Source organism: Mesorhizobium sp. FG116 (assembly GCF_057809835.1).
In genome coordinates, this window is record NZ_JBMDKS010000038.1 from 1 (window position 1) to 25501 (window position 25501).

Annotated in this window: 27 protein-coding genes; 14 read left to right on the plus strand and 13 right to left on the minus strand. The window is 62.2% G+C overall.

Features of this window, described 5'->3' with window-relative positions:
• From ACODTY_RS21550 to ACODTY_RS21560, 3 genes are all read left to right on the plus strand, one after another.
• Positions 1–425, plus strand: a 425-nt coding sequence (locus ACODTY_RS21550; protein ID WP_488996244.1) for a hypothetical protein, incomplete at its 5' end; no start/stop codon positions are given.
• Between the two features lie 90 nt (positions 426–515).
• The gene (locus ACODTY_RS21555; RefSeq protein ID WP_488996245.1) at positions 516–854 is read left to right on the plus strand and encodes a hypothetical protein; all 339 of its coding nucleotides are present in this window, start codon (positions 516–518) and stop codon (positions 852–854) included.
• A gap of 259 nt (positions 855–1113) precedes the next feature.
• A complete protein-coding gene (locus ACODTY_RS21560) occupies positions 1114–1794 on the plus strand; it encodes a recombinase family protein (RefSeq protein ID WP_488996246.1) in 681 nt (226 codons plus the stop codon).
• Between the two features lie 100 nt (positions 1795–1894).
• On the opposite strand, the gene ACODTY_RS21565 is transcribed toward ACODTY_RS21560, so the two are convergent.
• Positions 1895–2248: a DUF982 domain-containing protein gene (locus ACODTY_RS21565; RefSeq protein ID WP_488996247.1), complete on the minus strand. Its 354-nt coding sequence runs from the start codon at positions 2246–2248 to the stop codon at positions 1895–1897.
• A gap of 303 nt (positions 2249–2551) precedes the next feature.
• Between ACODTY_RS21565 and ACODTY_RS21570 the strand changes: the two genes are divergently transcribed.
• Genes ACODTY_RS21570 through ACODTY_RS21585 form a run of 4 tightly spaced genes read left to right on the plus strand, consistent with a single transcriptional unit; the run spans position 2552 to position 3622 of the window.
• On the plus strand, positions 2552–2788 hold the full coding sequence (locus tag ACODTY_RS21570) for a hypothetical protein (protein WP_488996248.1): 237 nt from the start codon (positions 2552–2554) through the stop codon (positions 2786–2788).
• 18 nt (positions 2789–2806) lie between these two features.
• A complete protein-coding gene (locus ACODTY_RS21575) occupies positions 2807–3076 on the plus strand; it encodes a 3TM-type holin (RefSeq protein ID WP_488996249.1) in 270 nt (89 codons plus the stop codon).
• Positions 3069–3311 carry a hypothetical protein gene (locus tag ACODTY_RS21580; RefSeq protein WP_488996250.1) on the plus strand — a complete coding sequence of 81 codons (243 nt, stop codon included), beginning with the start codon at positions 3069–3071 and terminating at the stop codon, positions 3309–3311. Before ACODTY_RS21575 ends, ACODTY_RS21580 begins: the two co-directional genes overlap by 8 nt.
• A 29-nt stretch (positions 3312–3340) precedes the next feature.
• The gene (locus tag ACODTY_RS21585; RefSeq protein ID WP_068282937.1) at positions 3341–3622 is read left to right on the plus strand and encodes a hypothetical protein; all 282 of its coding nucleotides are present in this window, start codon (positions 3341–3343) and stop codon (positions 3620–3622) included.
• 208 nt (positions 3623–3830) lie between these two features.
• Here the strand turns inward: ACODTY_RS21585 and copM are convergent, their stop codons facing one another.
• The 7 genes from copM to ACODTY_RS21620 form a co-directional block, all read right to left on the minus strand.
• Entirely contained in the window at positions 3831–5384 is a 1554-nt protein-coding gene (gene copM / locus ACODTY_RS21590) for a CopM family metallochaperone (protein WP_380095765.1), read from the minus strand.
• 131 nt (positions 5385–5515) lie between these two features.
• A complete protein-coding gene (locus tag ACODTY_RS21595; protein ID WP_323042943.1) occupies positions 5516–5926 on the minus strand; it encodes a hypothetical protein in 411 nt (136 codons plus the stop codon).
• A gap of 165 nt (positions 5927–6091) precedes the next feature.
• The gene (locus ACODTY_RS21600) at positions 6092–6577 is read right to left on the minus strand and encodes a DUF411 domain-containing protein (RefSeq protein WP_323042944.1); all 486 of its coding nucleotides are present in this window, start codon (positions 6575–6577) and stop codon (positions 6092–6094) included.
• Between the two features lie 97 nt (positions 6578–6674).
• Complete coding sequence (locus tag ACODTY_RS21605) at positions 6675–9071, minus strand: heavy metal translocating P-type ATPase (RefSeq protein ID WP_488996251.1); 2397 nt, start codon at positions 9069–9071, stop codon at positions 6675–6677.
• Positions 9072–9173: 102 nt separating this feature from the next.
• Positions 9174–10145, minus strand: coding sequence for a cation diffusion facilitator family transporter (locus ACODTY_RS21610; RefSeq protein WP_323042946.1), 972 nt, complete (start codon positions 10143–10145; stop codon positions 9174–9176).
• Positions 10146–10202: 57 nt separating this feature from the next.
• Complete coding sequence (locus ACODTY_RS21615) at positions 10203–11711, minus strand: multicopper oxidase family protein (RefSeq protein WP_323042947.1); 1509 nt, start codon at positions 11709–11711, stop codon at positions 10203–10205.
• A 75-nt stretch (positions 11712–11786) separates the two neighbouring features.
• Complete coding sequence (locus ACODTY_RS21620; protein ID WP_380095760.1) at positions 11787–12167, minus strand: hypothetical protein; 381 nt, start codon at positions 12165–12167, stop codon at positions 11787–11789.
• 94 nt (positions 12168–12261) lie between these two features.
• Between ACODTY_RS21620 and ACODTY_RS21625 the strand changes: the two genes are divergently transcribed.
• Positions 12262–12723 (plus strand): c-type cytochrome, encoded by a 462-nt coding sequence (locus ACODTY_RS21625; protein WP_197644582.1) that lies wholly within the window; start codon positions 12262–12264, stop codon positions 12721–12723.
• 231 nt (positions 12724–12954) lie between these two features.
• Positions 12955–14232 carry an ATP-grasp domain-containing protein gene (locus ACODTY_RS21630; RefSeq protein ID WP_488996252.1) on the plus strand — a complete coding sequence of 426 codons (1278 nt, stop codon included), beginning with the start codon at positions 12955–12957 and terminating at the stop codon, positions 14230–14232.
• Positions 14233–14385: 153 nt separating this feature from the next.
• Here ACODTY_RS21630 and ACODTY_RS21635 read toward each other — a convergent pair whose 3' ends face one another.
• From ACODTY_RS21635 to ACODTY_RS21645, 3 genes are read right to left on the minus strand one after another with little or no spacing between them, the layout of a single operon-like run.
• On the minus strand, positions 14386–14820 hold the full coding sequence (locus ACODTY_RS21635; protein ID WP_323042950.1) for a YqaA family protein: 435 nt from the start codon (positions 14818–14820) through the stop codon (positions 14386–14388).
• 9 nt (positions 14821–14829) lie between these two features.
• Positions 14830–16143, minus strand: coding sequence for an MFS transporter (locus tag ACODTY_RS21640; RefSeq protein ID WP_488996253.1), 1314 nt, complete (start codon positions 16141–16143; stop codon positions 14830–14832).
• Between the two features lie 8 nt (positions 16144–16151).
• Positions 16152–16409, minus strand: a complete 258-nt coding sequence (locus tag ACODTY_RS21645) for a metal-sensing transcriptional repressor (protein WP_323042952.1) — start codon at positions 16407–16409, stop codon at positions 16152–16154.
• A 415-nt stretch (positions 16410–16824) separates the two neighbouring features.
• Here ACODTY_RS21645 and ACODTY_RS21650 point away from each other — a divergent pair, with 415 nt between their 5' ends.
• Both ACODTY_RS21650 and lhgO read left to right on the plus strand, forming a co-directional pair.
• Entirely contained in the window at positions 16825–17232 is a 408-nt protein-coding gene (locus tag ACODTY_RS21650; protein ID WP_488996254.1) for a nuclear transport factor 2 family protein, read from the plus strand.
• Positions 17233–17512: 280 nt separating this feature from the next.
• Complete coding sequence (lhgO, locus tag ACODTY_RS21655) at positions 17513–18703, plus strand: L-2-hydroxyglutarate oxidase (protein WP_488996255.1); 1191 nt, start codon at positions 17513–17515, stop codon at positions 18701–18703.
• A 171-nt stretch (positions 18704–18874) separates the two neighbouring features.
• Here the strand turns inward: lhgO and ssb are convergent, their stop codons facing one another.
• On the minus strand, positions 18875–19402 hold the full coding sequence (gene ssb, locus ACODTY_RS21660; RefSeq protein WP_488996256.1) for a single-stranded DNA-binding protein: 528 nt from the start codon (positions 19400–19402) through the stop codon (positions 18875–18877).
• Between the two features lie 212 nt (positions 19403–19614).
• Here ssb and ACODTY_RS21665 point away from each other — a divergent pair, with 212 nt between their 5' ends.
• The 3 genes from ACODTY_RS21665 (at position 19615) to ACODTY_RS21675 (ending at position 24356) form a co-directional block, all read left to right on the plus strand.
• The gene (locus ACODTY_RS21665) at positions 19615–19914 is read left to right on the plus strand and encodes a hypothetical protein (RefSeq protein WP_488996257.1); all 300 of its coding nucleotides are present in this window, start codon (positions 19615–19617) and stop codon (positions 19912–19914) included.
• Positions 19915–20570: 656 nt separating this feature from the next.
• Positions 20571–23492, plus strand: coding sequence for an excinuclease ABC subunit UvrA (gene uvrA, locus ACODTY_RS21670; protein WP_488996258.1), 2922 nt, complete (start codon positions 20571–20573; stop codon positions 23490–23492).
• Between the two features lie 54 nt (positions 23493–23546).
• Positions 23547–24356 (plus strand): DUF72 domain-containing protein, encoded by an 810-nt coding sequence (locus ACODTY_RS21675; protein ID WP_488996259.1) that lies wholly within the window; start codon positions 23547–23549, stop codon positions 24354–24356.
• A gap of 121 nt (positions 24357–24477) precedes the next feature.
• Here the strand turns inward: ACODTY_RS21675 and ACODTY_RS21680 are convergent, their stop codons facing one another.
• Positions 24478–25251 (minus strand): PopZ family protein, encoded by a 774-nt coding sequence (locus tag ACODTY_RS21680; RefSeq protein ID WP_488996260.1) that lies wholly within the window; start codon positions 25249–25251, stop codon positions 24478–24480.
• Between the last annotated feature and the right edge of the window lie 250 nt (positions 25252–25501).

A 25501-nucleotide genomic window follows, 5' to 3' on the forward strand; every position in this document is an offset into this window, starting at 1 on the left:
AGCCGGATGCTTACCATCGGCGCCAGGTCGAGACGCTTGCCGGTTATGGCATTCCCGAGACGGAAATTGCCGGCCTGATCGGCATCGATCCCAAGACCTTGCGCCGCCACTATCGGCAGGAACTCGACCATGGCCATACGAAGGCCAATGCCAAGGTTGCCGAGAACCTTTACCGCAAGGCAACCGGCGAAGGGCGCGAGGCTGTTACCGCTGCCATCTTCTGGCTGAAGGCCCGGGCCCGCTGGAAGGAAGTCACCCTGACCGAGCATGGTGGCATCGACGGCAGGCCGATCGAGCAGGTGCACGAGATCAGGCGCATCATCGTGTCGGCTCCCGGGCATGGCGCTCATGTTGAACAGAGCCCTGCCCTTGCAGCTCCGCAGACAATTGACGGCACCGTGACCTTCAAGGCGCCATCGCGATGAGCAGCGCTGAGCGTCTCGGCGGTGACAGGCAGTGCACCGGCTGTATCGAGGCGCGTTCTCGACGTGAAAACTGCCAGGCGGGGCGCAAAGATGGAATGTGAGCCTGAAGATCCCGCTCATCAGCTGGCGCCCGCCAAGGTGGAGACCCTGGCCGGCTTCGGGCTGTCACCACAGGAGATCGCCCATGTCCTGGAGGCCGATCTGGAACTCCTGGAGTCAAGTTATGCCCGCGAACTCGAAAACGGCCGGATCAAGGCCAATCTGCGGGTGGCGGAAAGTCTTTATCGCAAGGCGACCGGCGAAGGACGCGAATCCGTGACTGCTGCCATCTTCTGGCTCAAGACCAGGGCCCACTGGAAGGAAACCGCCTCCGCCGATGTCCGCGTCAGCTTCGCCACCCACGAGGAGATACTCGAACAACTGCGTTGATCGGCCCAAATCCGAAACAGCGCCAATTGCATTGCTGCCTGTCGATCGGCTTGACACTGGCCTTGATGCTGCCCCGTGACCATGGAGCACGACCTCCGCCGGCATTCCTTCTGGCAAGGTCTCGGGTTGACATCATTGAAACGTGCCCCCTCGCCCCCAGAAAACTCCACAGGATCAGCAGCTTGACTTGCAGCTCGCCCCATATCGAGCACACTGCAAACGGTGGTTTGCAGTTTGAACACCCAAGGGGTTTTGCAACATGTCGAGCGCGGTGGCCTACTACAGGGTCTCGACACAACGACAAGGCCGTTCGGGTCTTGGCCTGGAGGCGCAGCGAGCTGCAGTCGCCCGTTTTGCCGAAGCCGAGGGCATCTCGATCCTGGACGAGTTCACGGAAGTGGAAACCGGTAAGGGAGCTGATGCGCTCGATCGCCGCCCGCAATTGGCCGCCGCCCTCGCCTCAGCCCGGCTGGCAAAGTGTCCGGTCCTTGTCGCCAAGCTCGACCGCCTGTCGCGGGATGTCGCCTTCATTGCCGGCCTGATGGTCCAGCGCGTTCCATTCATCGTCGCCGAATTGGGCGCCGATGCCGATCCCTTCATGCTGCACCTTTATGCGGCACTCGCCGAAAAGGAACGTCGGATGATCTCGGAGCGAACGCGGGCCGCACTCGCCCTGCGAAAGGCAAGCGGTGCGGCTCTCGGCAACCCGACAAACTCCGCCGCAGCGGCAGCCAAGGGCCGAACCATCTCGATCGCCCAGGCTGACAGGTTTGCCACCGCCGTGCTTCCTATCGTCGAAACCATCCGCAGCTCCGGCATCACCAGCCTGCGCGGGATAGCGCGGGCCCTCAACAACCGCGGCGTCCGCACTGCCCGCAATGGCCAATGGCAGGTCTCGAACGTGCGCAATCTCTTGGCTCGATCACCAATGGGGAGATGAAGTCTCGAAATTCCTTTTATAGTCGGGAAGAATACTGCAGCGCTCAGGCGACCACTCGCAGTATATAAAATTGCACCCGCTGGGGCGCACTCCACATCATTCAAGACGTCATCGTGTTTGCACACCGGCAGATACCCGCCTGTCTCCAGCCATTCGAGGATGATACGCCCGAGCAGGTTATCCCGGCTTGTCTGAAATCGCCGGATCTCGATTCCAGAAGGACCCTGGCCTCTTTGCACTCAGCGACGAAATACCTGCGGGCATAACTTGGCGGCTTGGTTCCCCGGATAACCTCAAGGCAGGCTGTCATTGCCCTGGTGCGGCGCGGGGTACCTTCTGCCGGCCACTCTCGGAGGAGGATTTCGGCCGCATCCTTCACCGCTAACACCAGCCTGTATCGATCGATTCGACCCAACTGGATTCGAACCGGCTTTTTGAACTGCCCCTTCGCCATGGGCGCGTTTTGCTATGGGATCATACAAGCGTCAAACGTTCGTTTAGGCTTGCTGCCCAGATACGGTCCCGCCAGGAGGCCGGCTAGTCCTCATCATCGTCGAGCGCGTCAGGAAACTTGATAGGGGCCCAGACCCTGCATCGTTCTGACGCCGGACAATCATCAATAGCGGCGCGATTGCCGGCCATGCACCCATCGACATCGCACCCAGTGCTGGAAGGCGCGACCTGCCGGCCGCCGTGATCCTCGTCCTCATCGTCCTGATGCTGATCGTGGTTGCTGCGTCCATTCTCGGAGGCTGACATGAGCGCCATTGCATCGATCCTGCTCGGGGCGGCGAGCGAACTTGCCGTCCCCGTCATCCAGAAGATCCTCGGCGACAAGCTCGGCGGCGCAGGCGTCGAGATCGCAGACAAGGTGATCGACGCCATCGCCGAAAAGGCAGGCGTGTCGCCAGACAGATTGCCCGACATACCGACTAGCGAACTACAGGACGCCATCGTCGCGGCCGAGTCGAAAGCCGCCGACATCCTCATGTAGCATGTCGAAAGCCAGCGCATGATGAACGAGACGCTGAAAGCCGAACTCGACAAGGGCGGCCCTGCATCGACATGGGCGTGGCGGCCCGGCTGGATGTGGCTGCTGGCCTTCGTCTGGCTTTATGCGCTGATCCTGCGTCCGTTGGCGAATGCGGCATTCAGTGCTGCAATCGAGGCCGTCGATCTCACCATCCTCATGACGCTCACCGGCGTGTTCACCGGCCTCTACATGGGCGGCCATACCGCCAAGAGCATCGTATCCGGATTGCGGAGGCACCCCCATGACTGACCATCCACCGAAACGCTTCGAGGACCTGCCCGAGGAAACGCAAGCCTTCCTGCTTGCCCTGCGTCCCGACGAGGTGAAGACGCTCGACGACGGCATTCGCCTGGTCCGCTCGATCAGCACCGTGTCCGCATTCGTCAAATGGATCATCGTCGGCATTCTCGGCATTGCCGTCGGCATCGCCATGTTCGGCGAGAGCATCGCCAAGATCGTTAAATGGTTCCAGTCGTCAGGGTGATTTGGACTGGAGAATGGCGGAGGCCATGCTTGCTGCCGACGCCTACCTCCTCGGCCACGCTGCTATACAAGATCAATTCCAGCACCACGGCGCGCATGCGCGGGCGGCTGGTGCTGAACGGCTCGACCGAAATCCGAGGATCGTTCGGCGAGATCTCGGGTGATCATGTTTCCGAGGCGACCGTGCTCTGGCTGCAGACCATGGTGCCGCTCAGCGCGGGCGATACCGTCGAGCTGCAGGGCACGTTCCGCGTGGCGGATGGGTATTTTGCCGCCGATCACACGAGCTTCTGGGGCTGCAAGGTCGGGTGAATGCGCTGAAGGACGGTGCCGTGATGCGGGAGCAGGCACGCACGTGCAGAATGATGGGATCCGAAATGTCGAGATCGGGGAGAGTGGCTTCTCTTCGGCCAATAGACACAGATGCGAACGCCGGGCAGGCCGCCGAAAGCATCGCACGCGTGCAACCGGCGCTCCGCATGATGAAGCTGGCGCCGGAGCGAACTCCGGCGCCGTTCGCTCAGCGGGTCGGGCCGCCGTAGACGATGCCATTCGGCCGATCACCGACCGGCACCGTCCTCACCACTTCCTGTCTCTCGACGTTGATGATCGAGACGCTGTCATCGGCGATATTCGTCACGAACACGTAAGCCCCGTCCGCCGATGCCGACACGCCGTGGGCGCCGCCGCCGGTGGTGAGGGTCTTCACAACCTGCCCGGTCGCGGTGTCGATTACGGACACGGTGTCGTTCGGCTCTGCGTCCGTGCCCTGGTTGGCCACGTAGACATAGGCTCCATCCGGGGTCGCGAACATCTGGATCGGGTTCGGCCCCACATCGATCCTGTTCGTCACCTCGCGGGTCGATGTGTCGATCACGGCGACACGGTTCTCGTCTCGAAGCGAGACATAGACCTGATCGCCCGAGGGCGTGAACCCGACCTGAACGGGCGCGGTCCCGACCGGAATGCGCGCCACCTCGGAAAGCGCCTGCGTGTCGATGACGGATACGGACCCGTCCTCGACATTGGCAACGTAAAGCTCGGTCTCATCGGGGCTGAGCCGCAGGCCGTGCGGATAGTCCCCGGTCGCGACACGCCCGATGACTTCGGCCCGTGCGAGGTCGACCACGGCGATCTCGTCTCCGCCGGCCAACGAGACATAGGCGCGCGCCAGCCGGTCGGCGACCACGTGGGCCGGGTGGGAGCCCACCGCCACGGTCGCCTTGGGCGTCGCGACGTTCTGCGGATCGAGAATGACCAGCAGACCTTCGGCCGCGCCGTCCGCGCCGTGCCCGTGCCCGTCCGACCCGTGATCCCCCTCGGTGGCAGGATCGCCAACGGCCAGCAGCATCTTGCCATCGGGCGTCAGATCGACGTTGTGGGGCGCGACCGGGATCGAAACCGTGTCGACCGCTCCCGTGCCGAGATCGATGGCGCTGATGGAGTTGCCGCCTTCATTGGCGGAATAGACGGTCCCGCCGGTCTGACCAAAGGACGCCGGCGCCTCGCCAGCGTTCGCCTCCAGCCATGCCTGCATTTCGGCGATCTCGCCTTCCTGCGCCGCGATGATCTGCTCCGCCCATGCCCTGGTCTGCGGATCGTTCCCGTATTGCTGGACGATCCTGGCCATGTCGATCGCGCCCTGATGATGCGGGATCATACCCCGGACGAAGGCGACATCCGGATCGTCGGCCATGACGCCATCCATCATCGGTCCGTGCATTTCATTCATCGATTCGACGTAGGCCCGGGTGAAATCGGGAAGGCTTTCGTTCGCATGGGGGGCCTGCGCGTTTGGCGAAGTCATCATCCCCTGCTTCATTCCGCCCTGCATCATCTGGTGCATCGCACCCATGCATTCCGGGGTCATGGCCTGCATCATGGCCTGACACTGCTCGGGCATCATCCCTTGCATGCCGGGCATCTGGCCTGAAGGCGGCGTTGGAGCGGGCGCCTGCTGCACTTGCGCGGGCGGGGTTCCGGGGTGGTGGGTGTCATGCCCGGCCTGCGCGAGGGCAGCGCCGGGCAGGCCTGCCAGCAGGCTGACAGAAAGGGCGATTGCGGTTCGGTTCATTGATCTGATCCTTTGGTTCCGGAGCGCCGGCCCGGATTCGCGGACGCGGTTCTCCGTTCTGTTCGCTGGTCTTTCGGGTTTGCGCCGGAGCGGCCGGAGACATCTCTCGCTCTCGCGGCGATCCCTGCGCATCACGCAGCGGCGAGACGCGGCGGCCTCAGGATGCCTTCGGGTGATCGGTCGTGCGGATCATGGCGCACAACCGTGAAAGCCTCACCGTTCACGGGCGGGCCGAACTCCGGCGGCGCGACGAGAACCGCGGCGGCCAGACAGGTCTGGCAGCAATCCACCAGATTTGGGCTAACGTCCGTATTCACGCAGCCAGCACTTGGACCTGCGCCATGGTCGTCCGGCATATGATGCTCGGCGCAGTGGCTTGCCGTAGCGGCGGCCTGTTGCTGGTGGATGGCATGTCCGGCGGGGCTGGCATGTACCGGGACCTGCAGAACCAGGGCGCCGATGGCAAGCACCAGAATGCTGACCGCGAACTGGCGCAATTGTCCGCATCTCGCCCGGAAAACAGCTCGCGCGCGCCCGCTCATGCGCCGCCTTCCTTCCCGGTCACACGCCGGGCCCGTGCGAGGCCAAGTTCACGTCGCGCGTCACCCGACGCCGCGAGACCGCCCGGCTGACGGAGGCAAGCCGCCTCGGCCAGGTGCTGCTTCGGAATTTTCGCAAGCTGGGCGGTCATGTCGGGCCTGCCTGTGTCAGATTTCCCGCGAACCGAGGAAGCGCCCGAAGGTCCGGGTGGTCGGGCCGAACAGGAACGCTTGATAAGGCTCGGGATTGACGCCCGGGAAATCCATGCCGGGCGAGCCGGCAGGCATTCCGGGAACGGCCAGTCCGGTCGCGTCAGGCCGCTCGGCCAGCAGGCGGCGGATCGCTACGGCCGGCACATGGCCCTCGACCACGTAGCCGCCCACCTCGGCGGTGTGGCACGATGCCATCTCGGCCGGCACGCCGAGCCGCTGCTTGAGGCTGTCCATATCGGCGAATTCCACCACCCGCACCGGGAAGCCTGCGGCCTCGATATGCGCGACCCAGCCATCGCAGCAGCCGCAGGACGGATCCTTGGTGACGCTGACCAGAGGCAGCGCTTCGGCATGTCCCCGTCCTGGCATGGACATCAGCAGGGGGAGAGCGCCGGCAGCCGCCAGAACGGCGCGCCGGCTGATGCGGTGATCGTTTCTCATCTTCAAACCTCGTTTGATGGATTGCATTGTCGCGCCATTATGGTCCGGGGGGACGCACAAAGGGGTGAGCAGCAAATCGAAGGCCGCGGCACCGCCATCACAGCTTCACCTTCCGCAAACGCGCAGCATTGGCGATGACGCTGACCGAGGACAGTGCCATGGCGGCCGCCGCGATGATCGGCGACAGCAGGATGCCGAAGAACGGATACAGCACGCCCGCCGCGACCGGCACGCCCAAGGCGTTGTAGATGAAGGCGAAGAACAGGTTCTGGCGGATGTTCCCCATGACCGCTTCCGAGAGCCGGCGGGCGCGGACGATGCCGGTCAGATCGCCCTTGAGCAAGGTGACGCCCGCGCTCTCCATCGCCACGTCGGTGCCGGTGCCCATGGCGATGCCGACATCCGCGGCCGCCAGCGCCGGCGCATCGTTGACGCCGTCGCCGGCCATCGCCACCACCTCGCCCGCCGCCTTGTGACGCTGCACGACCGCGCTCTTTTGATCGGGCAGAACCTCGGCCTCGACCTCGTCGATGCCGAGCTGGCGCGCGACGGCCTTCGCCGTGGTCCAGTTGTCGCCGGTGAGCATAACCACCCGGATCCCTTGCGCCTTCAGCGCGGCGAGCGCCTCGGGCGTCGATGGCTTGACCGGATCGGCGATGGCGAAGATGGCAGCGACGCGGCCCTCCACCCCCATGAAGATCGCGGTTGCCCCGTCCTCGCGCAGCCGGTCGGCCTCATCGGCCAGCGGCGCGACGTCGACGCCCTGCTCGGCGAGGAACTTGGCATTGCCGAGGGGAATGCGCTTGCCCTCGACCGTGCCGTAAGCGCCCTTGCCGGTCGGCGAGTCGAAATCCGCAACCGGTGCAGTCGCGATCCCGCGCTCCTCGGCCGCGCGCACGATGGCCAGCGCCAGCGGATGCTCGCTGGCGCGTTCGACGCTGGCGGCAAGCCGCAGGGCCTCGTCCTCGGTAAAGCCGGGGGCGGGAACGATGGCGGTGACGGCGGGCCGGCCCTCGGTAAGCGTGCCGGTCTTGTCGACGATGATTGTATTGACCTTCTCCATATGCTCCAGCGCCTCGGCATTCTTGATCAGGACGCCGTTCTGCGCGCCGCGCCCGACGCCGACCATGATCGACATCGGCGTCGCCAGCCCGAGCGCGCAGGGGCAGGCGATGATGAGAACGGAAACCGCCGCGATCAGACCGAAGGAGAAGCGCGGCTCCGGGCCCCAGATCGACCAGGCGATGAAGGCGAGGACCGCGATCACGATCACCGCCGGCACGAACCACCCCGATACTTGGTCGGCGAGGCGCTGGATCGGCGCGCGCGAGCGCTGCGCCTCGGCGACGAGCTGGACGATCTGCGACAGCATGGTGTCGCGGCCGACCTTGCGGGCCTCGATCACCAGCGCGCCGGACTGGTTCATGGTGCCGCCGATGGCAGATGCGCCGACCTCCTTGGTCACCGGCATGGACTCGCCGGTCACCATCGATTCATCGACGGCGCTGCGGCCTTCCAGCACTTCGCCATCGACCGGTACCTTCTCGCCGGGTCGCACCCGCAGGCGGTCGCCGACATGAACGCTATCAAGCTGAACCTCCTCCTCGGTGCCGTCGTCACGGATGATCCGGGCGGTCTTGGGGGCGAGGTCGAGCAGCGCACGAATCGCGCCGCTGGTGCTTTCGCGCGCCCGCAGCTCAAGCACCTGCCCAAGCAGCACCAGCACGGTGATGACCGCCGCGGCCTCGAAGTAGACCGCGACGGACCCGTCCGGCTGCCGGAACGCATCCGGGAAGATGCCCGGCGCCAGCGTCGCCACAGTGCTGTAGATCCAGGCCGCACCCGTGCCCATGGCGATCAGGGTGAACATGTTGAGGCTGCGGTTGAGCAGCGATTGCCAGCCGCGCTGGAAAAATGGCCATCCGGCCCAGAGGACAGCCGGCGTGGCGAAGACAAGTTGCAACCAGTTGGAGGTCCGCAGACTGATATAGTGGTGCAGACCGAAGAAATGGACGCCCATCTCGAGGATCACCACAGGAATCGTCAGCACCAGCCCGATCCAGAAACGGCGCGTCATGTCGATCAATTCAAGATTAGGCTCGGCCTCGAGGCTGGCCAGCACCGGCTCCAGCCCCATGCCGCAGATCGGGCACGAACCCGGGCCGACCTGCCGGATCTCCGGATGCATCGGGCAGGTGTAGATCGTCCCCTCGGGAACCGGCTCTGCCTTGGCCGCCGCCGCGGCGGCCGGATCGAGATAGCGTTCGGGGTCGGCCAGGAACTTCGCGCGGCAACCCGCCGAACAGAAGTAATAGGGCCGGCCGGCATGCTCGGCCTTGTGCGCGGCCGTGTGGGGATCGACCATCATTCCGCAGACCGGGTCCTTGACCTTGTGCGTGTCGTCCTGGGCGACGGCCGCGTGATCATGCGCATGACCGTGGGCGGAATGAGCGTGAGTCTGGTTCTGGTGATCGTGTTCGGTCTTGCTGGTCATGTTCACGCCTCCTCGGCGTTTCCTGAGCTTGCCTTTTACCTGTTCTGCGCCTTCCAATCGCTGGAAGGTCAAGAGGCGATCGGAAGCCGGAGTTCCTGCCCGTCAGTGATTGCCGTGGACCTTTCCGACGCTTGCCTGCCCTGGCCCGGCATGTGACCGCATGATGTCGATGTCGGCTGCAGTCTCCTCACCGTCGAGGCAGTATTCCTCTATCTGGATGGTCGAGAAGTAGATGTTGAATCGCTCGCGCAGGAGACTACTCGCCTGCCGCAGCACCCGCTCGCCATCCTGCCAGTCCCGAACGCAGATGTGGCTCGAGAAGACATTGCGCCCGGATGTCAGGCTCCAGGCATGGACGTGATGCACATCGGTAACCCCCTCCACCTGTCGGATGGCCTCGATGGCGGCTTCCAGGTCGAGGTCTTCCGGCGTGCCTTGCAACAGGATGTGCAATGCCTCGCGCAGAATGCCCCAGGAGGCCCAGAGCAGCACCAGCCCGAAGGCCATGCCAAGCAGCGGGTCGATGGCCAGAAAGCCCGTGAACCGGATCACCAGTGCCGAGATGATGATCAGGAAGCTGCCGACGAAGGTCTGCAGGATGTGCCAATAGGCGCCGCGCATGTTCAGGTTGTCCTTCTGGCGCTCGTAGAGCAGCCAGAGCGCGACAAGCTCGGTGGCGATCCCGCCCGCAGCGGCAAACAGCATCGGCGTCGTGGCAAGCTCGATCGGCTCCATGAGACGCATCGCACCCATCCACAGCACGAAAAGCGCCATCGCGACGAGAAAAAGGCCGTTGAAAAGCGCGCCAAGGATCTCGGCCCGGACATAACCGAAGGTGCGCGCCGGGTTGGATTTCCGCTCGGTCAAGCGTAGCGCGACCAGCGCGATGAGCACGCCGCCGACTGCCGAGAAAGTGTGGAAGGCATCGGAGATGACGGCGACCGAGCCCGTCCAGATGCCGATTCCCAGCTCGATGACAAAGTAAAGGCCGGTGAGCCAGCCCGAGATGACAAGCGCCTTGCGATCGCCGCCCGCGGGCATGTGACCGGCATGGCCGCCGTGAGACATCGACATGAGTCCGCCTCCTTGTTGCTTAGGGAGAACGCCGGCATCCGGCGTCCTCTGCCTGGCCTATGCGCTGACCGCGAATTCGGTCATCATCCCGGTCTCGAGATGCGGCATATGGTGGCAATGCAGCATCCAGCGCGCGGCCTCGCCGGCGTCGAGCGCGATATCGACCATCGACATCGGCGGCACATACACCGTGTCCCGCAGCGCGCCGCGGACCGCACGTCCGTTCAGCCCGACGACCTGGAACACATGCCCGTGCAGATGCATCGGGTGGCCCATCATCGACATGTTGTGGAAGGACAGCACGACCCGCTCGCCGCTGCGCGCGGAAAGCGGGCGATGCTGGCCCCAGACAGCACCGTTGATGGTCCAGACATAGGGCTGCATCGTGCCGCCCAGCATCACCATGTGGCTGCGGTCTACCGGCCGATCCGGCAGGGCATCGGCGGCGATCAGGCGCGACTCCTGCGCAAGGTCGGTGTCGAAGGAAGGCGCTTCGGCCTCCGCCATGGTGTCGATGCGTCGGACGTCGGCGCCCTGCGTGGCAAGGATCAGCCCGGTGCGCTCGCGCGCGCCTTCCCGCAGCGCGAGGATCGGCCAGGCGCCGCCCTCCTGCGGCAGGTCGATCTCGAGATCGAGCCGCTGGCCCATGGCCAGGCCGAAGCGCGTGCCGGAAAGCGGCTGAACGGCATGGCCATCGACCGCGATCAGTCGCGCGGGCGCGGCTCCGGTGTCGATCCAGAACACCGTCGCTGCTGCGGCGTTGATCACCCGCAGGCGGATGCGCCCGCCGCGCTCTACCTGCACCACCTCGGGGTCTGACAGCGTGCGGTCGTTAGCAAGATATGCGTCCCAGTCGTAGTCGTTGAGGTCCATCGCCATGCCGTCCATGGCACCCATCCCCATCATGCCGCCCATGGCGCCATGATCCATGCCGCCCATTGGCATGTTCCCCATCGCGCCGTGGTCCATCGCGGCCATGCCGCCCATGCCCGCACCATGGCCGCCTCCGTGACCACCGGCGGCCTCGTGACCGCCAAGGATCTCGGCCATCACCTCCTCGGGCGCCTTGAACGAGAAATCATGCAGGAACAGCACCACCTCCTGCCGGTCGGCAGCGATATCCTCGGAGCTGCGCACGATCAGCGGTGCGGCCAGAAGGCGCATCTCGTGCAGCGGCACATGCGCGTGCATCCAGTAGGTGCCGGGCAGCGGCGCGAAGTCATAGGCGCGCGTCTCGCCGGGGGCGAGCATCGGCAAAGGCATGTCGGGCACGCCATCCTGTGCGTTGGGCGGGATCTGGCCGTGCCAGTGGATCAGCGTGTCAACATCGAGATCGTTGGTCAGATCCACCCGGAACCGCGCGCCGGGATCGAGTGTCAGGCCCTGTCCGGTCGGCCCGGCAAGACCCCAGACCGTGGCAGCGCGGCCGTCGATGTCGAGCGTCCGGGTGGCGGCGTGCAGCGACAGCGGGGCCAAGCCCTGCGCTGCCGCGATGCGGGGCAGATGCGCATGGGCCAGCACGGCTGCGCCAGCGGCAAGAAAGCCGCGTCTTGAAAGGGTATTCATGGTCGTCTCCTCGGGACAGCCTGTCCCGTTCATCAAAACCGACAGGACGCCGCGGGCCTCGGCCCGGACGCGTGATCAGAGGAGACGAAATTTGGGAGGTCGGTCGTTCAGCGCAGGTGCCCGGCTGGCGACGATTGCACCGGAGGGCAGGTCATGGCTGGCGGGCGCGTAATCGCTGCCAGAGCCTTCGCCAGGGGAGGTCAGGAAGACCGAAAGACCTGCGCAAAGCACCTCACAGGCTTCGGCATCACCTGAGCCGCAGTGCTGATCACCATCACAGGGATTTTCGCTGCCGGTCGCAACCTGCATCATCTCGCCGACATGCACCGAGTGATCCGGCTCTGCGCTCAAGCCCGCCGCATGCGCGGACGTCACCGTCGTTATGACGGCGATCGCGAGTACGGCAATCATGGTGATGAAGCGCGAGAACATGCGGGAAAGATAGGCGCTGGTCACGGGAATGTCCATTGCCCCCAACGTCGCGCCTCTGGCAGAAATTCAATCTCGGCATGTAGCCGATTGAAATTCTTCACCAGCAGTCATGCAACTCATGCGCAATGAACTCCGTAAGATCTTGTGGCTCGGGTTGCTCCTCGGCGGCCTGATCCTGGCGGTCCTCGTTGGATGGCATCAGGTCCGTACCGCGTCCACCGCCGCGTCATCTGCAGAAGTCTTCGAACAAGGCCGGCAGGTCTATGCGGACCAATGTGCGACCTGCCACGGTGCGCACCTCGAGGGGCAGCCGGACTGGAAGACGCCCCTTCCGTCCGGGCGTCTCCCGGCGCCACCGCACGATGCCGGCGGCCACACTTGGCACCATCCCGATGACATCCTGTTCCGCATCGTCAAGGAAGGCACGGCCGCCATCGTCGGGGGCGGCTATGAGAGCGACATGCCGGGGTTTGCCGATGTCCTCAGCGACGCCGAGATCCGGGCTGTCCTCGTCTATATCAAGAGCACCTGGCCAGCGCGCGAGCGGACCTACCAGGAGAATGTGTCGCAGGCACGCTGAGCGATGACGGCACCTTCGGGATGGAGCTTCGTTGCAGGCCGGAGCTGCCGAGCGACCGGCAGTTCAGTTTCACGAGGCCAGCCCGGTGACAGTTGAGACTGCCGGACAGAAGCGGCATATTTGGATCGGCATGATGGCGAAACTTTTGGGAGCGATTTTTGTGGGATTATTCATGGCTTACCTCGCGTTTGAAGCACGCTTGACCTTGGCGCAACCTCGGGGTTTCTCTCGATGAACAATCCGGGCTCCAGTTCATCGGATCGAGTTCAGGACCGCACGGAGCGGCTCAACAAGAACTGCTTCTGCGTTACACTGGACGTTCCATCGCTGCGCGAAGCGATGGAGCACGAGGCTGGTGAGTCGGCGTTCTTCGAGACGTTCATCCGCCCCAAAGCCCATCTGTTCTCGCACGTGCCAGTGTTCCTTTCGGCCACCACGGTGGATGAGATGCGCGCGATCGCAGTGGCCGTGGAGACCACCGCCCAACTCGCGACATACAAGGCCGCAGTCCTCTCCTGGGCGCCGGAAATCGCGCGGGCGGATCACGGCCCGCTCGGGGCTTTGATGGGCTACGACTTTCATCTTGGTGAAGACGGCCCCCGGTTGATCGAAATCAACACCAACGCCGGCGGCGCGTTTCTCAATGCCTTTCTTGCGAGGGCGCAGCGCGCGTGTTGCGCCGAAATGGACATCCCCCCGACGCTGCTATCCTTCGAGGACGCGGCGTTCCACATGTTCCAGAACGAATGGATTCGGCAGCGGGGAACGGGCGCGCCACAACGCATCGCCATCGTCGATGACAGTCCGCCGGAACAGTATCTCTATCCCGAGTTCGTGCTCGCGCGGCAGGTTTTCGCGGCACGAGGGGCAGACGCGGTCATCGCCGATGCCAGCCAACTTCGCTACGACGATGGTCGGCTCAGCGTCGATGGAAAGACAATCGACCTCGTTTACAACAGGGTCACCGATTTCGCCTTCGATCAGCCCGAGCACAAGGCATTGCAGGAAGCCTACCGGGACGGCGCGGTTGTCGTGACGCCGAATCCGCACAACCACGCGCTCCTTGCCGACAAGCGCAACCTTTCGCTTCTTTCGGACGCCGCGATGCTTGAGGCATGGGCAGTGGAGCCGGGATTTCGCGCCCTGCTTGCTGCCGTGCCACGCACCGTCGTGGTCAATCCCGATAACGCCGATGCACTTTGGAAATCCCGCAAGGACCTGTTCTTCAAGCCGACCGGAGGACATGGCGGCAAGGCGGTATATCGCGGCGACAAGCTGACGAAGGGCGTCTGGGCGGAGATCGCGGAGGGCGGATACGTTGCTCAGACGCTGGTCCGCCCCAGCGAGCGCATGATCAAGATCGACGAGACACCCCAGACGCGCAAAATGGACGTGCGACTGTATACCTATGACGGGCAGGTGCTCCTGGTGGCCGCGCGACTCTATCAAGGTCAGACCACGAACTTCAGGACGCCCGGAGGCGGGTTCGCGCCGGTGTTCGTAATCTGAAGCGAGAACCGGCGAGGTGAACTCGGCGTTTCGGGATGGACAAGGGCAGCGAGCGCCGATTACCCGAACGGAGACAGCATTTCAGGCCGTCTCCGGATTGAAGGTCAGAAGCCGCAACTCGCACTGCGAGTCGAGGCACACCCAGAGCCATAGTCAGCCGAACCCCAGGGTCGCTGCTGCCAGAATAAGGTAGCGGCCGATCTTCGCGATGCTGACGAGGAGCAGGAATACCAGGAAGGTCTCGCGCAGCACGCCCGCTACGACAGTAAGCGGGTCGCCGATAATCGGCGCCCAGGCCAGCAGCAGCGACCATCTGCCGTAGCGGCGATACCAGCCTTCCGCCCGCGCCAGCGCGGCGGGGCTCACCGGAAACCACCGCCGGCCGCGGAACCGTTCGATCCCTCGCCCGAGAAACCAGTTGACCACAGAACCCAGGACGTTCCCGACGCTCGCCACAGCCAGCACCAGCCATGGCGCGTAGTCGGTCAGCAAAAGGCCCACGACCAGTGCCTCGGACTGGGCAGGGAGCAGAGTCGCAGCGGTGAAGGCAGCCAGAAACAGGCCGCCATAAACGGCAAGATCGCCCATGATAATCGGTCAGGCCCGCCGGGACGGCCATTGCCGATGCAGGTCGTCGATCACCACGGCGTGGCTGTGGCCGCTCTCTCCATGTTCCCACAGATGCGGATGTCCTTCGGGCAGATCGGGGTGTTCATGCGGCAGAACCTCCGGCTCTGCCGCAGGCCAGAGCTTCAGCGCGCTCGCAACCCCGAGGGCGGCGAGGCCAGCCATGATGAGAAAGGTCGCATCCAGACCGAATGCGGCCCCGAACCGCCCCGCCAGCGGATAGGTGAGAAGCCAGCAGGCATGGCTGAGCGCGAACTGGGCGGCAAAGATCGCCGGCCGGTCCTCCGGCTGGGCGGGCCGGCGCAGCAGTCGACCCGTCGGCGTTTGTGTCAGGCTGTAGCCAAAGCCGATCACGAGCCACAGCGCCATCAGCGCAGGCAGCGATCCGACCAGCGGGCCGAAGGCCGTTCCGCAAACAAGGATCAGTGCACCTGCAATCATCGGCGGTCGGTCCGGCATTCGGTCGAGCAGCCGTGGCAGGAGCAGCGCCGCGACCATCGAGCCGCCGCCAAACGCCGCGAGCGCCAGCGCCACCTGCTCTTCGCCGAGGCCAAGCCGCGCCTGAACCAGCACGACCGTGTTGACGATCACCATGGCCCCTGCCGCGGCCACCGCAAGGTTCAGCGCAAGCAGCCCACGCAGGCGCGTCGTGGCGAGATAGATGCGGATGCCGCGGGTGGTCCGGTCCCAGATGCCGCGCGGCTGCGTCGGCCGGGGTGACGGCAGAGTGACGGTCATCACGAGTGCGGCCGATGCCAGAAAGCCGATGACGGTGCCGCCGAACAAGACCGGAAAGCTCACCACCGTCAGCAGCGCGGCCGCGAGCATCGGCGAGAGCAGGTTCTCCAGATCATAGGCCAGCCGCGAGAGCGACAGCGCCCGCGTGTACTCGGCCTCGTCGGGCAGAACGTCCGGGACCGTCGCTTGGAAGGTCGGGGTGAAGCCGGCCGATGCCGCCTGCAGCAGGAAGATCAGCACATAGATGTGCCAGACCTCGGACACGAAAGGCAGCGCCAGCGCGACCGTCGCCCGGATCAGGTCGAGCGCCACCAGCATCGCCCGTCGCGGCACCCGGTCGGAAAAGGCCGAGGCAATCGGCGCAAGCGTCACATAGGCGACCATCTTGATTGCAAGCGCGGTGCCGAGCACCACCCCCGCATCGGCCCCCGCGAGATCCCAGGCCAGAAGCCCGAGAGCGACCGTGGCCAAGCCGGTGCCGATCAGCGCAATGACCTGCGCGGCGAACAGATGACGGTAAGTGCGGTTGGCAAGGACGGCGAGCATGGTGCCTCTCAGAGAAGTTTGGCCAGCGCGCGCAATTCGACGAGATCGCTCTCGCCGCCGTGCCCCAGGCAATGGTCGATGTGGTCGTGAATCAGCATCCGCTTGGCGGCTGTGACAGCGCTTTCGACCGCCTTGATCTGGCCCGCGATCTCGGCGCAGGGCTTCTCCGCCTCCAGCATGGCGATGATGGATCTGAGGTGTCCCTCCGCCCGTTTGAGGCGGTTGATGATATCGGGGTGCGAACTGTGCTGGGCTGACTCGGACATGGTGCGCTCTTATCCCCCCAGGGGGGATATGCGCAAGGTCTGCGCTAATCGCGTCATGTTGAAGCGCAAACTGAAGATTGCCGAGATTTAAACATACTGAATTTCAATGACTTAAGGTGGAGAAGGTTAGACGTCAGGCCCGTCCCCTCCGCCAGCTTCTAAAGTCCAGTGAAATTCTCTGGAAAATCAACCTGTTGGCAATTTTCGGCACTTTAGTGCCGCTCACCTCGATCATTGAATTTGTTGCCCGCGAGCAATCTCGCCGCTGGGATTGCAATGTTGACAAATTATCACCAGGCAAATAACCTTCCTAAAGGTAATAATTTGACTGAACTAGAATAGCTGAATCATAGGGCAATGGAGCCACTGCCAGCGCAATGCGCTGCGGTGGCTATTTTTTTGGGAGGAAGATAAGGTGGCACGTAACATCCGTGAACTTGTGCAGCGTTTCTACGATATCGTGAATGGAGCCGAGGGCGACTTCGACGAAATCTTCACCAAGGATTTCCATCTGGCGATAATGAAAGGATTTCCTTTCGGGGGAGGCCACGCCGGACTGGACGCCACGAAAAAGTTTTTTGCCGATTTCGGCGCATATTTTGACTTCTGGGCCGTGGACACCGACCGATTTATCGAAATCGACGCGGAAAATATCATCGTAACCGGAAAATATCGTTCAACGGCGTCGGCGACCGGAAAGTCCTTTGAGATGGAAACCGTTCACCTGTGGACCGCTCGCGACGGCATGTTGACCACATACAAGCACTATTGTGACACCGCGATCGTGTCAGAGGCGCTCAATCACAAAGTGCCGCAGTACTGAGGCAGCGTTGTCGAGGCGGCTGACACGACTTGGGCCGCATGCAGTTGTCGATCGTGCAAGGTGCTCTAGTTGATTTCGAACGGAGGTTGCAACGACCACCGTATTGGCCGGCGTGAATAGTCCAACCTATTGCACACACGCCGGCCAAGCTTTGTCTGCTTCGAAGGCAGGCGCCAGAGCACTGGTGCAGCCAGCGATTTTCCGTTGACGCCTTCCCGGCGCACTATTTCACGCCACCGCAAATCGACGTAAACGAAGGCGACGGAAGCGGAGCGGCAAGATGACATTCGACTATTGCGTGGTGGGTGCCGGCATCGTCGGTTTGGCCGTTGCGATGGAACTGCTGCGGCGCGAACCGGGTTCGCGCGTCGTCGTGCTGGAAAAGGAACAGGCCCCAGCCACTCACCAGACAGGTCACAACAGCGGCGTGATCCACGCCGGCATCTACTACCAACCAGGTTCCCTCAAAGCGCGCCTGTGCCGCGAGGGGGCGCTGGCCACAAAGCAATTCTGCCACGACAACAACATCGCCTTCGACCAATGCGGCAAGTTGCTGGTTGCAACCGACAAGCTGGAACTCGAGCGCATGGAAGCGCTGGCCAAGCGGGCGGTACAGAACGACATCGAATTCGAGCATCTGGATGCGGCGCAGCTACGCAAGGCGGAGCCGCGTATTTCCGGACTTGGCGCGCTTTTGGTGCCTGCAACCGGAATCGTCAGCTATCGCAAGGTAAGCGAAGCGATGGCGGAGACGATCAAGGCAAAGGGAGGCGAAATCCGCTTTGGCTTGCCGGTCACCGCACTGCGGGAAGAAGACAATGGCGTCGTGGTCGAGATTGGCGGCGACAGGATTGAAGCCAAACGGCTGATTGCATGCGCCGGGTTGCAATCCGACCGGTTGGCGAAAATGGCCGGTCTCAAGATCGAGCACCGCATCGTTCCGTTCCGCGGCGAGTACCACGTGCTGCCGCCTCACCTCTCCAACATCGTCAAGCACCTGATTTATCCGATCCCCGACCCGGACCTGCCGTTCCTCGGCATCCATCTCACGCGGATGATCGACGGCAGTGTCACGGTAGGGCCGAACGCCGTCCTCGGTTTCGACCGCGAGGGTTATCCGAAAGGCACGATGCGAGGAGCGGACATTGCCGACATGCTGGGCTTTGCCGGCTTCTGGAAGCTGATCGCCGCCAACTGGCGCTCTGGCGTGACAGAGTTCGGTAATTCGCTTTCCAAGCGGCGCTATCTCGAAGCCTGCCGCAAATACTGCCCGGAACTCCAGGTTGGCGACCTGCAGCCGTGGCCTGCAGGCATCCGGGCGCAAGCGGTAATGCGGGACGGAACATTGGTGCACGACTTCCTGTTCGTGCAATCCGAGCGCATGCTGCATGTCTGCAATGCGCCCTCGCCCGCAGCCACTTCCGCAATTCCAATCGGCAAGATGGTCGTCGACAAGCTGTTGGCTGCGTGACAGCGACGAAAATACGGCTGCACAGATTGATTCCGCCTGCCGCTATACCGTGTTGATTTTACATAATTTCTTGTCCTCAGCCGGTTTGAGCCGCAAATTGGGCTCGCACACATGAACCAAGAAAGCTCGCCAACGTGTTGAACACGCGGCAGCGTGCCAAGAACGCCAGGATCAGAACGGGATTTCGTCGTCCAGATCGCGAGAGCCGCCACCACCGCCGCCGCGGCTCGGGCCGCTGCCGCCACCACCACGATTGGAACCGTAGTCACCGGGACCGGACTGGCCAAAGTCAGAGCTACGGCCACCGCCGCCGCCGGAGTAACCTCCTACCTGGCCACCCTCACCTTGCCCGCGCGAATCCAGCATCTGCAATTCACCCCGGAACTTCTGCAGGACGATCTCGGTCGTGTAGCGCTCGACGCCGTCTTTTTCCCATTTGCGGGTTTGAAGTTGGCCCTCGATATAAACCTTCATGCCTTTCTTGAGGTACTGTTCGGCAACCTTGGCGAGGCTGTCGTTGAAGATGACGACCTGATGCCATTCGGTCTTTTCCTTGCGCTCGCCGGAATTCTTGTCGCGCCAGCTTTCCGACGTCGCAATACGTAGATTGACGACAGGTTCGCCCGAATTCAAACGGCGGATTTCAGGGTCAGCGCCCAGATTGCCCACCAGGATGACCTTGTTGACGCTACCCGCCATGATACTTCTCCACGCTTATCCGAAACGAAATTGCCGCAGCACCTTACAGCGAGCCGTCTTACTCCGCTCGATTAAGGGCTTCTTTCCCACAAGGATTTTGTTCTCTTTATGTTCTATTTTCGGTATCTGCACAAGTCAATAAATTTCACCATGCCGAATTAATCCACCTCCGACCATCGCCTTCGACAGGTGATTTGCATGGAGAGGCTGGCTTGCCCCGCTTGATGACCTATATTGAGGCCATGCCTTACAAGTCCGCATCAGTCTTGGCTTGCGTCCTGCTCTGCACATCGAGCGCTTGGGCAGGCCCCGGCTCCACCACCAGTTCTGACACTGCCCTGCCGGGTGTGACTGGCGACTATCGCATCGTCAAACCTCCGCAAGCGGAACCAGACGACACGGTTGGGCAGGGCAAGACCGGCCAATTCAAGATCGGGAATGTCGATGTGCGCATTTCCGGGGATGTCACCATAGACATCGGCGCCGGCTCGACCCGATCGCCAAGTCACTGACATGGCCTTGCTGAAATGATTAGCCCCGCCGCTGCCAAGGCAGCATGACGGGGCTTTTAATGGGTTGAACCCATATTGCCGGGAGCGTTTCACCGACATTTTATCTTCGGATGCTTCGCGGTATTCAACCGTCGATCCGACTACGGTTTCTGATTGTAGGAAAACGACCATTCAAAAACCAACAACCAAGGGCCTTGGTTGAGCTTCTTGCCGATCGCGGCTCTACCAGGCGTAGAGCCTGACGGGACTGTCCGGTGGAGTCATGCCTCGCTCCTTCTGTCCGTTGCACCTGGTGTCGGAAAGCGCTTCATTCGCTGGTCTGCGGCGTCTCGCAGACTGCCTGCCGGTTGCGAAGATCGCCGTGTGGCGATCGGCTCTCCTGACGTTCCAAGACTGGTCCTTCCTGGCACCCGCGTCAACCTTCAGCAGGCATATCGACCAAAAAGTGATCTTCTGTAACATGAATCCGCATACCGGTTTTGTCAGTAGCCTGTTCATTTTTTGTTCTTTGCGCTTGCCCACGGTCCGGAAAGACGCTTAAACGGCGGCGGGGAAGTGCGGCATCTCTCGAAACCGCACAGAAGTGACCTATATTTGCGGAAGGCCGGGACAACCCGCCATTCCGAGACATCATCATCTGAGGCGGCGGACCGGCCATGGCCGACCATAAATACATCTCCATTCGCGGTGCGCGCGAACACAACCTGAAGAATGTCGACCTTGATTTGCCGCGAGATTCCCTCGTGGTGATGACGGGGCTTTCCGGCTCCGGCAAGTCGTCGCTTGCCTTCGACACCATCTATGCCGAGGGGCAGCGGCGGTATGTCGAGAGCCTTTCTGCCTATGCGCGCCAATTTCTGGAGATGATGCAGAAACCTGACGTGGACCAGATCGACGGCCTGTCTCCGGCAATTTCCATCGAACAGAAGACAACGTCGAAAAACCCGCGCTCGACGGTCGGAACCGTCACCGAAATTTACGACTATATGCGCCTTCTATTTGCGCGCGTTGGCGTGCCCTACTCGCCGGCGACCGGACTGCCGATCGAAAGCCAGACAGTGAGCCAGATGGTGGATCGCGTGCTGGCGATGGAGGAAGGCACGCGGCTCTACATCATGGCGCCGATCGTGCGCGGCCGCAAAGGCGAGTACCGAAAGGAATTGCTGGAGCTGCAGAAGAAGGGCTTCCAACGCGTAAAGATCGACGGCGTCTTCTACGAAATTGCCGAAGTGCCTGCGCTGGACAAGAAATACAAGCACGACATCGATGTGGTTGTGGACCGCATAGTGGTGCGCCCCGATCTCGCCACCCGGCTTGCCGATTCCATGGAAACGGCGCTGAAGCTGGCCGAAGGACTGGTGGTTGCAGAATTTGCCGACAAGCCACTGCCGGCTAGCGAGACTGCGGAGGAATCCGCCTACAAGTCCAAGAACGAGACGCATGAGCGCGTGTTGTTCTCGGAGAAGTTCGCGTGTCCGGTCTCGGGTTTCACCATTCCCGAAATCGAACCAAGGCTGTTCTCTTTCAACAATCCGTTCGGCGCCTGCCCAACCTGCGATGGACTGGGCAGCCAACGCGCCATCGATCCCCATCTTGTGGTTCCGGATGAAAACGTATCGCTACGTGACGGCGCGATCAGCCCGTGGGCGAAATCCACTTCTCCCTACTATTCCCAAACGCTGGAGGCCTTGGGCAAGGTCTACGGCTTCAAGCTCGGCGATAAGTGGAAAGACCTTTCCGACGAAGCCAGAAGCGCGATCCTTCAGGGAACGGGTGAGCAAGAGATCGCCTTCCAGTACGACGATGGCTTGCGCTCCTATAAGACCACCAAGACTTTCGAGGGTGTGGTTCCCAATCTCGAGCGGCGTTGGAAGGAAACCGAATCCGCCTGGATGCGCGAGGAAATCGAGCGCTTCATGTCTGCCACCCCGTGCCCATCGTGCAATGGCTATCGCCTGAAGCCGGAGGCACTGGCGGTAAAGATCGGCGGCAAGCATATCGGCGAAGTGACGCAGCAATCCATTCGCAATGCTAACAAATGGTTCGCGGATCTGCCGGCGCAGTTGAATGAAAAGCAGAACGAAATCGCGGTGCGTGTCCTGAAAGAGATCCGTGAGCGGCTGCGTTTCCTTAACGACGTAGGCCTCGATTACCTGACGCTGGCGCGGAACTCCGGTACGCTTTCCGGCGGCGAAAGCCAACGCATAAGACTTGCCTCTCAGATCGGTTCCGGCCTCACCGGCGTACTCTACGTGCTGGACGAGCCTTCCATCGGCCTGCACCAGCGCGATAACACACGCCTGCTCGACACGCTGAAGCACCTGCGTGACATCGGCAACACCGTCATCGTCGTCGAACATGACGAGGACGCCATCCTGCACGCCGACTATGTCGTCGATATCGGCCCTGCCGCCGGCATTCACGGCGGCCGCGTAATCGCCCAGGGAACGCCGCGCGAGATCATGGCCAATCCGGCTTCGATCACCGGCAAATACCTTTCCGGCGAACTGGAAATCGCAACACCTGCGGAGCGCCGCCCCGGCAAGAAGGGCAAGCGCATCAAGGTGGTCGGGGCACGCGGCAACAACTTGAAGAACGTGACCGCGGAAATTCCCCTTGGCACGTTTACAGCAGTGACCGGTGTCTCAGGCGGCGGCAAATCCACCTTCCTGATCGAGACGCTGTTCAAGGCCGCATCGCGCCGCATCATGGGCTCGCGTGAACATCCGGCTGAGCACGACCGCATCGAAGGGCTGGAATTCCTCGACAAGGTCATCGACATCGACCAGTCGCCCATCGGCCGTACGCCGCGTTCCAACCCCGCCACCTATACCGGTGCCTTTACGCCAATCCGCGACTGGTTCGCCGGTCTCCCGGAAGCGAAGGCACGCGGCTATCAGCCGGGCCGCTTCTCCTTCAACGTCAAGGGCGGTCGCTGCGAAGCCTGTCAGGGCGATGGCGTCATCAAGATCGAAATGCACTTCCTGCCGGATGTCTACGTCACCTGCGACGTCTGCCACGGCAAGCGCTACAATCGCGAAACGCTGGACGTGCTTTTCAAGGGCAAATCGATTGCCGACGTGCTCGACATGACGGTGGAGGAAGGCGTCGAATTCTTCTCCGCAGTGCCTGCCGTGCGCGACAAGTTGGAAACGCTAAAGCAGGTTGGGCTCGGCTATATCCATATCGGCCAACAGGCAACGACGCTTTCAGGCGGCGAGGCGCAGCGCATCAAGCTGGCCAAGGAACTGTCGCGCAAAGCGACCGGCAAGACGCTCTACATCCTCGATGAGCCGACGACCGGCCTGCATTTCCACGATGTGGCCAAACTGCTTGAGGTCCTGCACGAACTGGTCGAACAGGGCAATACCGTGGTGGTCATCGAGCACAATCTGGAAGTGATCAAGACTTCCGACTGGGTACTGGACCTCGGCCCCGAAGGCGGCGATGGCGGCGGCGAACTTGTCGCCTCCGGCACGCCCGAAGCGATTGTCGCCGAGCCAAGAAGCTATACCGGACAGTTCCTCAAGGAATTGCTGGAGAGACGGCCCGGCGGCAAGAGAGAAGCGGCTGAGTAGGACACATGTCAGCGAACATCATCTGTCGTCGAGTATGAAGAAGGATGCCGATCCTTGACTAACCCCGGAAAAATCCGTGCTGGCATGGGCGGCTGGACCTTCGAGCCCTGGGATACATCGTTTTACCCGGACAAGCTTTCGAAGGCCAAGCAGTTGCAATACGCCTCACGGCAAGTGCCGACCATTGAGGTCAACGGCACCTACTACTCGTCCTTCAAGGAGCCCACATTCGTCAAATGGGCGAATGAATCACCGGACGGCTTCGTGTTCTCACTGAAGGGCAATCGGTTCGTCACCAATCGCCGTGTGCTTGGTGAGGCAGGTGAGTCCATGATGCGATTTTTGGGTTCAGGCGTTGCCGCGCTCGGTGAGAAGCTGGGACCGATCCTCTGGCAATTTGCGCCAACCAAAAAATTCGATCGGGACGACTTCGAAGCATTCCTGAAACTGCTGCCGGAAAAGCAAGATGGCGTGCAACCGAGGCATGCAGTCGAGGTACGTCACGACAGCTTCGCAGTGCCCGAATTTCCAGCGCTTGCCCGCAAATACAATGCAGCCATTGTTTACGCCGACCATGAGAAGTATCCGGCCATTGCAGATGTCACCGGAGATTTCGTCTACGCCCGGCTGCAGACCGGAAAGGACGAGAATCCGGATTGCTACGAGCCGGAACGGTTGGATCAATGGGCCCAACGCGCAAAGGCTTGGGCGGCGGGCCAAGAGCCAAATGACCTGCCGAAGTCAGATCAAAAGACGGCAGCGACGGTGAAGCCTCGCGAGGTCTTTGTCTACTTCATTACCGAGGGCAAGGTGCGGGCGCCATTCGGTGCGATGGCACTGATGAAGCGCGTTCCGGGCACCTAGTGGCGATTCAACAGACTGAATCCGGAAACACTTCTAAGCCATTGTCCGAATTACGCAAAAGTATTGGCGTGAGACAGAGCTACTTTCCGTGGCCGACCTCGCCCGCCACAACCGGCTCTCATCACGCGCCGCGGGCGACCCGTTCGATCTCCTCGCGAACCAATCTCTCAACCAGCGTTGGAAGATTGTTGTCGAGCCAATCCTGCAACATCGGCTTCAGCATTTCCTCGGCCTTGTCGTCAAATGTCTTCTTGCTGCGAGTGGCAAAGGCCTCCGACAACTCGCCAAAGGCAGCAGCTACCTGGCGGCTGGTTTGCTCCGATACAATCGCCAGCCTGGAAGAAGACGTATCGGAAATTGGCTCAACAGCCTCGATTTCAGCCAATCTCGAGGTCAAGTTCTCTGGCTGCTCGGTGCGGATGGCCTGAGCGGCCACTTCGACCTTGGCGACCGAACTGCTGTTGGCAGCAGCACCCCAAGGCTGTTCATCTGCCAGAGAAATCTCAGCCGCGCTTGCGACCCCTGCCTCTCGGCTGTTGGCTTCCTCGACTATCCCGCTTAGGGATGGCGCGTCGTTAGAAGACACGTGAACCGGTTTTTCGCTGGCCAATAACGAGCCAACGTCCGCCAATGTGACATGAGGCCGACGTTCTTCCGCCAGCGGAGCGACTGCCAATTCCTCGACCGGCCGCACTGAAGGTTGGGCCACGGCCGATTCTTCCGGTTTGGCTATCTGAGGTTCGGTTCTCAATTCTGCGCGGAAGGCTTCGACATCGGCAGTCGTTCGCTTTGTTGCAGGCTCGACGTCCTGGGCGACACCAGCAACATCATCAGGTTTGCGGCCGGTATCACTGTCTTCGATGATCCTTCTGATCGAAGCCAGAATTTCTTCCATGGAAGGTTCGCGCTGAGCGCTGCTTGCCGTAGCCATTGTCACTTCCGCCGCCCCCGGTGCCCGTTTCGCCAGCCAACCGCAGCTGTGTCCGAATCACGAAGCAAGCGTAACCGACCAACGACCTTCCGAGAATCCCCAATGTGGAACCCGGTCGAATTTCAACAGATTACCGTCTGAAAGTGCCCCGGAGAGAGTTCATGGACGGACAAAACACCCCACGGCGACCAGATATCAGGGGCATAGTAGTACT